The 13,000-nt window shown below is 34.7% G+C and carries 10 protein-coding genes; 7 read left to right on the top strand and 3 right to left on the bottom strand.

Annotation, left to right across the window (positions count from 1 at the left end; genetic code table 11):
* Positions 1-942: 942 nt before the first annotated feature.
* Genes GTK47_RS15960 through GTK47_RS15945 form a run of 4 tightly spaced genes read left to right on the top strand, consistent with a single transcriptional unit; the run spans position 943 to position 6,578 of the window.
* The gene (locus tag GTK47_RS15960; RefSeq protein ID WP_165125017.1) at positions 943-2,499 is read left to right on the top strand and encodes a [FeFe] hydrogenase, group A; all 1,557 of its coding nucleotides are present in this window, start codon (positions 943-945) and stop codon (positions 2,497-2,499) included.
* A gap of 18 nt (positions 2,500-2,517) precedes the next feature.
* Positions 2,518-3,342, top strand: coding sequence for a 4Fe-4S dicluster domain-containing protein (locus tag GTK47_RS15955; RefSeq protein WP_165125014.1), 825 nt, complete (start codon positions 2,518-2,520; stop codon positions 3,340-3,342).
* Complete coding sequence (gene nrfD, locus GTK47_RS15950; RefSeq protein WP_165125011.1) at positions 3,339-4,484, top strand: NrfD/PsrC family molybdoenzyme membrane anchor subunit; 1,146 nt, start codon at positions 3,339-3,341, stop codon at positions 4,482-4,484. The genes GTK47_RS15955 and nrfD overlap by 4 nt, the downstream gene beginning before the upstream one ends.
* Before the next feature lie 60 nt (positions 4,485-4,544).
* Positions 4,545-6,578: a TonB-dependent receptor gene (locus tag GTK47_RS15945; protein ID WP_165125009.1), complete on the top strand. Its 2,034-nt coding sequence runs from the start codon at positions 4,545-4,547 to the stop codon at positions 6,576-6,578.
* Between the two features lie 88 nt (positions 6,579-6,666).
* Here GTK47_RS15945 and dps read toward each other — a convergent pair whose 3' ends face one another.
* Together dps and rhtA are read right to left on the bottom strand one after the other, a co-directional pair.
* Positions 6,667-7,173, bottom strand: coding sequence for a DNA starvation/stationary phase protection protein Dps (gene dps, locus GTK47_RS15940; protein ID WP_023581243.1), 507 nt, complete (start codon positions 7,171-7,173; stop codon positions 6,667-6,669).
* A 275-nt stretch (positions 7,174-7,448) separates the two neighbouring features.
* A complete protein-coding gene (gene rhtA / locus GTK47_RS15935) occupies positions 7,449-8,339 on the bottom strand; it encodes a threonine/homoserine exporter RhtA (RefSeq protein ID WP_165125006.1) in 891 nt (296 codons plus the stop codon).
* Positions 8,340-8,667: 328 nt separating this feature from the next.
* Between rhtA and GTK47_RS15930 the strand changes: the two genes are divergently transcribed.
* Positions 8,668-9,246: a TIGR00730 family Rossman fold protein gene (locus GTK47_RS15930; RefSeq protein WP_088493357.1), complete on the top strand. Its 579-nt coding sequence runs from the start codon at positions 8,668-8,670 to the stop codon at positions 9,244-9,246.
* A 9-nt stretch (positions 9,247-9,255) separates the two neighbouring features.
* Positions 9,256-9,720: a GNAT family N-acetyltransferase gene (locus GTK47_RS15925; RefSeq protein WP_165125003.1), complete on the top strand. Its 465-nt coding sequence runs from the start codon at positions 9,256-9,258 to the stop codon at positions 9,718-9,720.
* A gap of 89 nt (positions 9,721-9,809) precedes the next feature.
* On the opposite strand, the gene GTK47_RS15920 is transcribed toward GTK47_RS15925, so the two are convergent.
* Positions 9,810-11,510 carry an amidohydrolase gene (locus GTK47_RS15920; RefSeq protein ID WP_165125000.1) on the bottom strand — a complete coding sequence of 567 codons (1,701 nt, stop codon included), beginning with the start codon at positions 11,508-11,510 and terminating at the stop codon, positions 9,810-9,812.
* 524 nt (positions 11,511-12,034) lie between these two features.
* Here GTK47_RS15920 and GTK47_RS15915 point away from each other — a divergent pair.
* Positions 12,035-12,997 (top strand): Gfo/Idh/MocA family oxidoreductase, encoded by a 963-nt coding sequence (locus GTK47_RS15915; protein WP_165124997.1) that lies wholly within the window; start codon positions 12,035-12,037, stop codon positions 12,995-12,997.
* Positions 12,998-13,000: the final 3 nt, after the last annotated feature.

Below are 13,000 nucleotides of genomic sequence, written 5' to 3'. Positions count from 1 at the left end.
TTTATTATTTTATGGAAATTGTACTTTTGTTAGCTATTTACGCTGTTCTAACTTATTTTTGTATATTTATTAAATCGTTATTAATAAATAGAAACTATTTACTATATTTTTTTATTTTTAATAGAAGAAAAATTATATCTTTTGTTTAAAATAATACTGACCATCTTATGGTTAAATATATTTAATCATTTTCTTGTTATTTTTAGGTGTTAATGTATCTAATATTATTAACTTGTATTTTTTATGAATCTTATTAATATTTAGGAAATAAAAATATATCATATTTAAAATATAATAATTAATTCACATAAATTAATATAATTATAACAAAATAAATATTTGTATAATAATATACTTATTTTTATTAATTTAGAAAAAGTGCATATTTTATTTAGATATTATTCATTTGATATTTTTCTAATTATATATTTTTTATTAAACATTACGCAATAATCCTTTTTTTATTTAGTTAAGATAAATGCTCAATAAATTTATAAAAAATAACAAAGCTTGTAGTTAGTTGATTTTTAATCATTTTTTATTCTAATTTGTTTGGTTTTTTATCATTTCTTCATAGGGATGTTTTTATGGAATTATTTTTATTTTGATATGTATCAATAAAATTAATTATATTTAATTAATAAGGTTGTAAGCTGTTTTTTTTTAATTTCTCTTCAGTACAATATCTCTCATAAACACCCTATCACTTATTGAATTAAAAAAATCTCTCCTGATTTTCTTAAATGAAACGATGATTGCTGATAGGGTGTTTTTACATAAAAAATTCATTTCACATTAAATCGATGCTTATCTTAAGTATTGGTTTTTTTATTAATGAAATAATACAAATATTTTTAACAAAAAATAAGTTTCAACTCTTTATATATTATTACCTTTAAACGGTAATTTTATTTATATATTAAAGCAGGAGCATTGTAAAAAATGAAATCTATTCTTCCTACAAAAGAAGAAAGTGACGAGAAATTATTATCTCGGCGCTCTTTCTTTTCATTTGCTGGAAAGGTAAGCCTTGCCGCTGGGGTAACCGCTGTCACAGCGGGATGTGATGGTAATATTTCTGGCGGTACAGGTTGGGTTCCTGAGCAATATAATGCGAAAGGTACTTTTCCGGTTCAAGTAAGAGGTCGCATTCCTATTGATCCTAACAACGTTGCCATTTGTCGTGATGACAAAAAATGTATTTTATGTGGCCAATGCGTTGAAGTATGTGAAAAAGTACAAACCGTAATGGGAAACTATGATTTACCGTTAATTGATAGCGTTCCTTGTATCGATTGTGGTCAATGTACTCTTTGGTGCCCAACAGGAGCAATAACAGAAGTTGATGACACAGATAAGGTTATTCGAGCGTTATTAGATCCAACCTTGCATGTTGTTGTACAAACAGCGCCAGCAACAAGAGTTGCATTAGGTGAAGAGTTTGGTATGCAACCCGGTGAAGACATTGAATTACTTCAAGTGGCGGCACTTAGAAAACTAGGTTTTGATAAAGTTTTTGATACTAACTTCTCCGCTGATTTAACCATTATGGAAGAAGCCACCGAATTACTGCAACGAATTCAAAATAATGGTGTATTGCCTCAATTTACTTCTTGTTCACCAGGTTGGGTTAAATTTTGTGAAATGTTTTACCCTGAATTAATTCCTAATCTCTCCTCTGCAAAATCCCCGATGACAATGCTGGGTTCGATGATAAAAACGTATTACGCCAAAGAACAAGATATCGATCCTAGTAAAATTGTTTCTGTTGCCATTATGCCGTGTACAGCTAAAAAATCAGAAGCAGCTCGCCCTGAAATGAATGGCGCAAGTGTGTTATGGGAAAAACCAGATCTTCGTGATGTCGATATCGTTCTAACAACAAGAGAACTCGCAAGATTAATCAAAAGCCACAATATCGATTTAACTTCACTTCAACCTGCAAACTATGACCGTCTTATGTCTGAATATAGTGGTGCTGGTGCCATTTTCGGTGTAACCGGCGGTGTTATGGAAGCTGCGGTTAGAACCAGTTACTACTTTATTACAGGTGAAAGACCACCAGAACCTCTATTTAATTTACAACCAGTGCGCGGATTAGAAGGCATTAAAGAAGCGGCTGTGAGTATACCGGGTGTAGGTGAAATTCGTGTCGCAGTCTGTTCTGGTATGGGAAATGCTCGCCCCGTTTTAGAAGCCATTCAAAATGGGGAAAAATCATGGCATTTCGTTGAGTTTATGGGATGTCCTGGAGGATGTATTGCGGGTGGCGGCCAACCTCGCTCGGCATTACCGCCTTCCGATGAAATTCGAGCATTACGTATGAAAGCGCTGTATAGCAAAGATGAACGCGCCACAATCCGCTTGAGTTATGAAAACAGTGAAATTCAAAGTATTTATAAACAATTTTTAGGCGAACCTTGTGGTGAACGTGCTCACCAATTGCTTCATACGCATTATCAAGATCGCAGTATTCATTTTAATAAAAAGAAAGCTTAAAGATTGAGGAAACACATTATGTCTAAAGGTGTATTAGTCGATCTTACTAAGTGTATCGGCTGCGGTAGTTGTACGGTTGCATGTAAAATGTACAACGAAAACAAATGGATAGAAGATAGACAACCTACCAGTGGCGAAAATGCCAAATTAGCAGATGAAAACTGGACAATTATAAAAACGGTTACTGTTGAAAAAGAAGATAAAGCGGTTTGGCGTTACGTCAAAGAGCAATGTTTTCACTGTATTGATCCTGCGTGTGCTTCGGCGTGTTTTGCAAAAGCATTTCAAAAAACACCTGCTGGGCCTGTGGTTTATTATCCGGATCTCTGTGTGGGATGCCGTTATTGTATGGTGGCATGTCCATTTGATATTCCTAAATATGAATGGGAAAAATCACTTCCTTATGTCACCAAATGCATGATGTGTTCTTCTCGTGTGGAAGAAGGACAATCTCCAGCTTGTGTTGCTGTGTGTCCAACACAAGCTTTAGTCTTCGGTGATAGACAAACCTTATTAGAAAAAGCGAAAGAAACTATTTCGAATAATCCTAATTATGTTCAGCACATTTATGGTGAAAAGGAAGTTGGAGGAACGGAATGGCTCTACATTTCTGATGTGCCATTTAAAGATCTTGGATTTAAAACAGGATTAACTGAAAAACCACTCTCTTCTTACACTTCTGATTTTATGAAATATACACCAATTGCGGGAGCAACTTGGGCGGTGATCCTCGGCGGTATCGCGATGTTTAATCACCGAAAAGATAGAGTCAGTCACGATGAGCAATTACATCAAGAACAGAAGAAAAATGGCAAGGATGATGAAACAAGGAGATCAGAATGAGTGTTATCGATAATACGACCAGCTTTGGTAAGTGGCGTTTTCCTATGACACCTGTACGCTGGGTACTTGTTGTCATTAGTTTGATTGCAGTCGGACTTATTATATTTCGTTTAGTCACTGGATTGGGATTAGTAACCAATCTTAATGATGAGTGGCCTTGGGGTCTTTGGATCTCGTTTGACGTGATGTGTGGTGTGGCGTTGGCGGGTGGGGGATATGGTACTGCATTGATTGTTTATGTTTTTAAACAAGAACAATTTTCAAGTATTGCGCGCAGTGCTGCATTAACCTCATTAATTGGCTATTTATTGGTGATGGTAGGGCTTTTCCTTGATATTGGGCAGTGGTGGAATTTTTGGCGTCCATTAGTTTCTCAAGGGCATAGTTCAGTGCTTTTTGAAGTCTTTATTTGTGTTTCTGTTTATACCAGTGTGCAATTAATTGAGTTTGGCGAAGTCGCAACTGAGCGTATCGGGCGTAAATACCATCAATTTTTCCGCAAAATATTACCTGTATTATTGGTGATTGGTATTGCTATTCCATCGATGCATCAATCATCACTCGGGGCGCTTTATTTATTAATGGTAGATAAATTACATCCATTGTGGTGGTCGCCAATTATCTTCTTTCAATTTTTAATATCGTCATTTTTTGTTGGCCCCGCAATGATAGCGGTTGAAACTGCATTAGCAGGTAGAGCATTTAATCATAAAGTTCCTATGTCTGTATTAAGAGGATTAATTCGAATTTCAGGTTATGCAATGCTTGTTTATTTGGCTCTAAAATTTGGCAGTATTATTGCTGAAGGTAAAGTGAGTTACCTTTTTGAAGGCAGTTTTGAATCTTTATTCTTTTGGATTGAAGTCGGTTTTGGCGTTATTGTTCCACTGATTATCTGCTTTTCTCCATTAATAAAACGTCGTCGTTGGTTGGTTACATTTGGTGCACTAGTGGCTTCTGGCGTTATTTTAAATCGCTATAACGTTGTGGTGACAGGTATGGTTACATCAACGGGTGTATCTTATTGGCCATCATTACCAGAATTAACTATCACTATTGGTCTTGTTGCGATGGGTGTTCTTGCATATTTATTTATCTGTGAGAATTTCCGTATTATCGAACATGATGAAGCCAATCATTAACGTATTAAATGCCCAATTCAATGTTGGGCATTTTTATTAACGATAAGTAGAACTATAAATATGCCTATTTTAAAAAAGACCTTATGGTTTATTTCATCTTCTTTGCTTTCGATAACAACAATATTTAATTATGCTCAATCGAATGAGAGTAAACCTGAACGTATAATTGTGAGTGGTTTAAAAGCAGAGAATATCTCTAATCATACTTATAATGTTGAAGCTGAAAAAATAAGTAATATTGCCGGCGGAACAAATTTAATTACCGTAGATAAGGAAAATCGTTTATTAACACTTAATGACTCATTAAAAAACCAACCCGGCGTTGTTATACAAAGTTTATTTGGTGGATTAGATCAACCTCGTTTAAGTATTAGGGGATCAGGTGTTCAAAGTGCACCGCTTTCCAGAGGAGTATTATTATTACAAGACGGCTTACCGCTTAATGAAGCGGATGGCAGTTTTCATTCCAGTCTGATTGATGTGCGCGATGTGCAATTTGTGAGTATTCGTCGGGGAGCTAACAGTACTCAATTACAAAGTAATAATTTAGGGGGGGAGCTCGACTTTATTACTTACACAGGAAAAGATAGCCATAATCAATTACGTTATGAGAAGGGCTCTTTTGGACGCCAAGGTATGCAAATGGCATTAGGCGGTGATAGTGAAAATCATCTGATTGATGCCAGAATAAGCCTAAGCTACGACCATTATGATGGTTATCGTGAGCATTCAGCTTCTCAGCGTAAAGCAATGCGCTCAACATTGGGTTATACATTAGATAATTTTGAAAACAGAACATGGATTAATTGGACAGATTTGCATTTTGATGTTTCAGGCCCAGCAACCTCACAAATGCTTGAGGATGATCCTAAATCAGTATTACCTGCAATTAAGAAAAAAGATCCTCATAGAAATGTTGAGCAATTACGTATAGCCAATAAATCGACATGGAACAGTGGTGCGCACGATATCCAATTTGGCTGGTGGTATTCACAAACACACGATAATTTTAAAACGCCTAGCCATTATCAATTTGTAAATTATTACACTAAAGGGGCTCAGCTTAATTATAAATTAGAGACAGAGCTTATTAGCTATCGTACCGCATTGGCTTGGGATCATTCGGTAATGAAAGATGATATCGAAAAAAATCCTAAAGGTTGGTTAGGACGATTCGATGGTCGAGCTGAAAATATTTATGCATCTTTAGGAGCGGGAATACATATTACAAATAGTGTATTGGTTAACCTTGATTTAAAAGGGACTCATGCAAAAAGAGATCTGTTTTCTAGTCATAATCAGCTTGATCAGTCATTCAATTTTATAACGCCGAAGGTTGGGCTTATTTGGTATCCTAATTACCAAACTCGCTTATTTGCCAATGTTAGTATGAGTCATGAGCCCGCTTCTTTTAATGATATTATTAATCCTAAAGCACCATTAAATAAAGTGAATCTTTTAAAGCTATCACCTCAAAAAGCAACCAGTTTTGAGATAGGTAGTGATATGGAATTAACTGACAATATCAGCTGGAGTGCGGTAATTTATCGTAGCCTAATTAAAGATGAATATATCACCTCGCATGATGCAGATGGGAATATTGTTGATGTTTATAATTATCCAGCAAAAACACGTCACCAAGGTGTAGAGCTAGGTTTAAATGCAATTCAACCACTTCCAATGGGCGATATTATTTATCGAGCAACATGGACTTACAATGATTTTCGTTTTATGGGTGGGGAATATAACCGGAAATATATTGCAGGTGTTCCTAGGAATCTTATTTCAGGTGAAGTTTATTACCAAGTAAATGGATTAAAATTTGGCCCCACAGTATATTGGTCACCAACCAGTGTTGCTGTTGATCATGGCAATCACCTTAATATTCAAAAAAGTAAACCATACGCATTGTTAGGATTTAATGCACATTATCAATATGATAATCAGTGGTCTACTTACCTAAATTTAGACAATATTACAAATAAACGTTACGCAGCAAGTACACTAGCGAATCCAACTGTGAATAAAAACGATGCCTTACTGTTTCCAGGAAATGGTTTTGGCGTTAATGCGGGTGTCGTCTATAAATTTTAACTCTATAGTAAAAAAGACAAAGGCTGCCTTAAATGACAGCCTTTTTCATTATTAATTATGTTATTAATAATGTATTTTTATGTGCAGATTAATTCTCAATATTGGCTTCAATAAACCATAAGAATTTATCAAGATCACGTGATGCTGCGGTAAACATATCTGCGGTATCTTCGTCTTCAACTTCGTCAATAGCTTTACGAATATCATTTGCAACGACAGCATAACGATCAGCAAGTGCTTTTAAGTGATCTTGTACATCATGAATATCCAGAGGATAAGCTTTTAATGGTGTTTTCTTACTCACCACTTGTGCAGTACCTAATACAGTGCCACCTAATTGAACAACACGCTCTGCAAACTCATCGGTATGCTGATTAATGGTATCGCGGAAACCGTCAACCATCTCATGGACAGAAATAAAGTTTCTGCCACGCATATTCCAGTGCGCTTGTTTTGTGATGAGAGATAGGTCGATAAACTGCGTCACCATCTGTTGCAATAATTCGATAGCGTGTAGTTTTACACTGTCATCAAGATTATTACGGGTATAAAGCAGAGTTGAAGGTGTGGATTTGACTAATTTAGCAGTACTCATAATCGTTCTCCCTAAATAATTAATAACTCAATATCTTAATTTCTGTTAATTATGATAGTAAATTATTAATGGTTAGTCTTATCGATTGATACTATTAAATTGATAGGTCATCTATTAAAAAAATCTAATCTATCGAAATAACTTATTTAGGGTAAGACAATATGTGCAAAATAGCAATGATAGGCCAGTAAAGTTATTATTTAATAAGTAAAAAGGATCATAAGATCCTTTTAAAATAAGTATTTATTTCTTACTGAGTAAAAAGAGTTAAATATCTATTTTACTTCCTCAATTTTGGTTTTACTTTTCATTGTCGTTGTTGAACCAATAGAGGCCAAAACAATAAAGGCTAAGGCAACCCATTGTATTAACGTCAAATGTTCATGCAAGAAGATAATACCAATAAAAGCTCCCATACAAGGCTCTAAGCTCATTAAAGTTCCGAACGTTTTAGCGGGTAGACGTGTAAGAGCAATCATTTCTAAAGTATAGGGAAATGCGGTTGATAAAATCGCAATAGCTAGTGCAACAGGTAAAATCGACCAACTGAACATAATATCTGGGCTACTTTGTAACATACCAATAGGAACGAAAATAAAAGCCGCAACTAACGAGCCAATAGAAACCGTTGCCGCGCCGTAACCTTTACCTGCACGTTGTCCGAATACAATATATAACGCCCAACCTACACCGGCACCCAGTGCATAAAGAATACCTAGCGGATCTAATCCATGAATATTATCGCCAATAGGCAGTAATAATCCCAAGCCAGCAATGACTAAAATTATCCATAGGAAGTCGATGGCTCTGCGCGATGAAAACATAGCAACCGCTAAAGGGCCTGTAAATTCAAGGGCAACCGCAATACCTAAAGGAATGGTTTCAAGGGCGAGGTAGAAAAGGTAATTCATCATCCCTAATGATAAACCATATAAAAACAGTGGCATAATTGATTCTCGAGTAAACTTAAGTCGCCACGGTTTAAAAATAAAAAAGAGGATCAAAGTACCCAATAACAGACGTAACGCCGTTACAGCGGGGGCACCAATAACAGGAAATAGGCTTTTAGCAAGGGATGCGCCACTTTGAATTGAAAGCATGGAGAGAAGCAAAAGAAGCACAGGGTAAAACACCTGTAATTTAGCTGAGTGTCTGGCTGACAACATCCTATAAAACCTCATCAATAATCAATCGTATGTATCTTTGTCAGCAGATGACAAAGGATCGCATAATATAAATTAAAACCATCTGTTTTAATATAGTTATTCATTAATAAATATTTTTTATTTCAAATTGGTTAAGTTAAATTGGATTTATTAAAAATTAATTTATTTTTAATAAATAAAAAATAGCCTCTTATAAATATAAGTATTAATAATAATTAAATATATATATACGATAAAAAGTGTAAAAACATTTTTTTTAACCTTTTTTATTAAATGTACCTTCAGTATAATTCGAAGCTCGTTTTAACTAGCTAAAAGAGAATAAAAAATGAGTAAAATAAAATCTATCGCAGTGTATTGTGGTTCTAGTTTAGGGGCTTCACCTATTTATAAAGAACAAGCAATTATTTTTGCCAAAGAGCTGGTTAAACGTAATATTACTTTAATTTATGGTGGTGCCAGTGTTGGTATTATGGGCACTCTTGCTGATACTGTATTAGCCGAAGGCGGAAAGGTAATTGGTGTTATTCCTACGTTGTTAGAAGGGCGTGAAATTTCACATAAAAATCTGACTGAGCTACATGTTGTTGAAACAATGCATCAGCGTAAAAGTAAAATGATTGAATTAGCTGAAGGTTTTGTCGCTTTACCCGGTGGCTTTGGTACATTAGAGGAGTTTAGTGAAGTCTTTACATGGAGCCAAATTGGGTTGCATCAAAAACCGTTAGGCTTACTTAATATCAATCAGTTCTATTCTCCATTATTAATGATGATTGATAAAATGGCGGATGAACAATTCTTACATGAAAAATATCGGAATATGGCGATTGTAGAACAATGCCCGATTCAACTTTTAGATAAATTTGAAACGTATACAGCGCCTCCTGTAAAAACCTACAACAAATAAAGGTAAAAAATGATAATAATAAGAAAAGCAATTTTGTCTGATGTAGAAGAAATTAATACGCTTTACACTTATTTATTTAATGAAATGGCTAATTTACAACCCGATCGATTGAAACCGGGTAAGCAAGATGAAGCATTTATTATTAATGGAGTAAAAAATGATAAGTTTCATCTTTTAGTGGCAGATTTAGACGGTAAAGTGGTTGGGTTTAGCATGGCGCAAATTCAAGAAACACCGATGTTTAACTGCTTAGTTCAGCGTAAATATGCTTATATTTACGATATTGTTGTCGATCCTTCTGTACGTAGCCAAGGCACAGGCAGTTTATTATTAACAGCGATGAAAGAGTGGGCTAAATCAGAAAGAATGACGCATCTTGAGTTATCGGTGTTAGCTGAAAATGGTGCGGCTAAACGTTTTTACGAGCGTGAAGGATTAAAAGAAGTGAGTACTGTAATGGCCATTGCTTTATAGCAGACTAAATTTACATTAGTTCTCATAAGATTAAGTGCATAAATAAAAATAAACCCGCTTAAAGCGGGTTTATTAATTATATTATTCAGCTAAATTGTGGGTTTCCCCGCAATGATCGTACACAATACCCTGACATTTTCAACATCTTCTGCCGATATTTCAAACAGGTTTCGATCTAATACAATAAAATCGGCAAATTTTTCGGCTTCTAATGATCCAATTTGTCTATCCATATCCAATGCTTGAGCAGCATTAATAGTGGCTGCGCGTAGGACTTCAATTAACGTTAGGTTACGATCATTATCAAGACGAGGACTTGCTGCATCTTTTTGACGAGTCATTGCGACTTTAAAATCGTACCATTCATTAAGTGGATCAATCGGCCAATCACTACCAAAAGCAACAGTAACGCCAGCATCAATAAACTTGCCAGCAGTCTCTAAATAGTCACAGCGAGATTTACCCAGCATTTCAATATCTTTTTCGATATTGTTTTGTTCTGCTGCTGCCCATTGGAAGGAGAGAAAAGGGTAGGTTTTTAGTTGTGTAAAACGGGCGTAATCTTTTTCACACATCAATTCATTATGTGCAAGCCCTGGTCTTATATCTTTTTCAGGTAGGACTTCACGCATCGCACTAATGGCATCAAGTGCCGTGCTAATTGCACCTTCAGCAACAGTATGAATATGAGGGTGATAACCCGCACGGGCAATTTCGGTGACTAGTGGCGTTAAAATTTCAGGAGGGAAATAGAGATCGCCAATATGTTCAGAATCTTGCCAGTGTGGCGTGTCATCGGTGCCAACATTAATACGATAAGGTGAGTGTAAGCGTGCTGTCATAATTGGCGCTTGCAATACACCATCAAGGAAAAGCTTGATATGGCGGATCGCAACACTAGGTTGAGCATTTTCGCTGATTTGATGCCATTGTGAAAAACGAGTGGCAGCATGGTGTACAGCGTTTGGAATATCTTCAATACAAGGTACATCATCCGGCGTGATTTCAACGGCATTCTCTACGCGAAGAGTCAGCTCACCTGCTTCTCTTAATGCATTAAAGGCGCGTAATTGAGGCTCACCTACACGCGCATCCATTATGGTGGTCACACCTTGTTTATTTAATAATTTTTGAACATGACGGGCTATTTGCAGGTTTTGTGCTTCAGTTAGTGGCGGTAACCTGTCAATGGCTTGCATTGCTGGTGCATCTTCAAGAATACCAATAGGGGTTCTGTCACCATCACGTTCAATATTTCCATCTGGTGGATCGGGTGTTTCAGCGGTGATATTTAACAACTCTAAGGCACGAGAATTGGCAAGCACACTATGACAATCGCTAGAAAAGAGCAAAATAGGGCGAGTCGTATTTAAGGTATCAAGGTGATAACGTGTCATTTGCACGCCTTCAGGTTGCATACCTTCACGATACCATGCGGAGACTTTTAACCATTCGGTATCACCATCAATAAAGTTTTCATCAAGGTATTTCTGAATACGCAATAAAATGTCATCGATAGAGAGTGATTGATAATCAAGATGGCAACCTGCTAACGTTGCACCTCCCCAGAATGGGTGCATATGTGCATCAATAATGCCCGGCATGACCATTCTTCCCTGTAAATCAATCTGCTCAGTATTTTCATTACAGTAAGAAAGTAACCTCTCTTTTTTACCAGAAGCAATAATTACACCTTGGCTGATCGCGATAGCATCAACAATATTGTTATTATGATCAGCGGTATAAATAAGCCCGTTGTAATAGAGAGTGTCTGCAATTTGAAATGTCATTCTTCTACCTTGTATTGCTTTTTTAGCACATAAAACGCGTGCTTAAATGATGATTCTGCTTATAGGGCATCCTGTTGCGTTTTGACGCGGGCGATAATGTTTTGAAAATATGCCGTAAATAATTAATCAATATAAAACAGGTATGTATAAGAGTACAACCTACTTTTATTAATGTTTCTAATTTTATTATTTAATTTATTTTAATAAGCTAAAATAATTTAGACTTATAAAGTAATGTTAAAAATATTTTAATTGAAATGAAATAAATACAATGATTTTATAATTAATTATGAGTTTGTTATTTGTATTTTTATGTAAGTTATTTTATATAAAAACATCAAATTAAAATTGCTTTATAATTTAACATGGTAGTTTTAAATTATATTCTTACTTGTTTAAGTAATTTATTTGTATAGTGGTTTTTATAGGGTTTTTATTGTGTGAATGAGATTTTTATTACCATCTAATAATTTTAAAATTAAATAGTTTAAATATATTTAATTTTTACAAGAAAGGAGTTTGTAATGAAAGTGGCAGTAATTGGTTGTGGGAGCATTGTATTAAAAGAACACTTACCTGCAATGATTTTATTAGGTGTTAAAATTCATGCTTTGTGTGATATATCTTCAGATAATATTAATCAAGCTAAAGAAATTCTTAATTATGAAATTCCAATCTATTCTTGCTATAAGATGCTAATAGATAATATTCAACCTGATACGTTGATTATTGCTTTGCCTCATGATTTATATTGTGAAATATTAAAGTATTGTAGTAATTATTCTTTGAAAATAATAAAAGAAAAACCATTCGCGCTTAATTTAACGCAAGCGAAATTATTTAGTGATTTTTCTCGTGGAAAGAATTTTAAAATATTTACGGTTTGTCAAAAAAGATATACACCATCTTATGAATTACTTAAAAAAGAAATGGATAAATCAGGCGATAAAATTTCTCAAATAATGATTAATTATATCATTTCAAGTAAAAATCCTAATGCAAATTGGAGAGGAGAATTTTTAACCTCTGGCGGTGGCGTCTGGTTAGATATGGGATATTATGTTGTTGATATTATAAATTATTTATTCAATGGTGAGAAGATTACTATTAATTATGCAAAATTAATAAACTCATCAGAAGGAGAATATAACGTTGATGATATTGCTTTTGTTGAATTTGAATGTGCTGGGGTAACTATTTTCGCCAATATTTCATGTGTAGGAATGGAAAAAAATGAAGATATTACTGCCTATGGGAGAAATAGAATATTTCATGCCAATAAAGAAGGTGTCACTATTAAAAATAAAAAACAAAAAGTAATTAATTTTTATAAAGCAGAACCAATATCACCCTTTATAAGGATGTATCAAAGTTTTCTTTTTGATGGTGGTGAGGCCGGTTTTGAAAAAAATTTAAATAATTCAATATCTATAATGCATGTTTTAGAACAAGCAGTAAAAAAAAGTAATTTTAATAGAACTATATAAATG

Source organism: Proteus sp. ZN5, from assembly GCF_011046025.1.
GTDB lineage: Bacteria > Pseudomonadota > Gammaproteobacteria > Enterobacterales > Enterobacteriaceae > Proteus.
The sequence above is the reverse complement of the archived record's forward strand: the minus strand, read 5'-3'. Positions and strand labels throughout refer to the sequence as shown.

Excerpts from the sequence above, each read along its gene's own strand:
- GTK47_RS15960 (WP_165125017.1), top strand. The coding sequence starts at position 943 with ATGAAATCTATTCTTCCTACAAAAGAAGAAAGTGACGAGAAATTATTA.
- GTK47_RS15955 (WP_165125014.1), top strand. The coding sequence starts at position 2,518 with ATGTCTAAAGGTGTATTAGTCGATCTTACTAAGTGTATCGGCTGCGGT.
- nrfD (WP_165125011.1), top strand. The coding sequence starts at position 3,339 with ATGAGTGTTATCGATAATACGACCAGCTTTGGTAAGTGGCGTTTTCCT.
- GTK47_RS15945 (WP_165125009.1), top strand. The coding sequence starts at position 4,545 with ATGCCTATTTTAAAAAAGACCTTATGGTTTATTTCATCTTCTTTGCTT.
- dps (WP_023581243.1), bottom strand. The coding sequence starts at position 7,173 with ATGAGTACTGCTAAATTAGTCAAATCCACACCTTCAACTCTGCTTTAT.
- rhtA (WP_165125006.1), bottom strand. The coding sequence starts at position 8,339 with ATGTTGTCAGCCAGACACTCAGCTAAATTACAGGTGTTTTACCCTGTG.
- GTK47_RS15930 (WP_088493357.1), top strand. The coding sequence starts at position 8,668 with ATGAGTAAAATAAAATCTATCGCAGTGTATTGTGGTTCTAGTTTAGGG.
- GTK47_RS15925 (WP_165125003.1), top strand. The coding sequence starts at position 9,256 with ATGATAATAATAAGAAAAGCAATTTTGTCTGATGTAGAAGAAATTAAT.
- GTK47_RS15920 (WP_165125000.1), bottom strand. The coding sequence starts at position 11,510 with ATGACATTTCAAATTGCAGACACTCTCTATTACAACGGGCTTATTTAT.
- GTK47_RS15915 (WP_165124997.1), top strand. The coding sequence starts at position 12,035 with ATGAAAGTGGCAGTAATTGGTTGTGGGAGCATTGTATTAAAAGAACAC.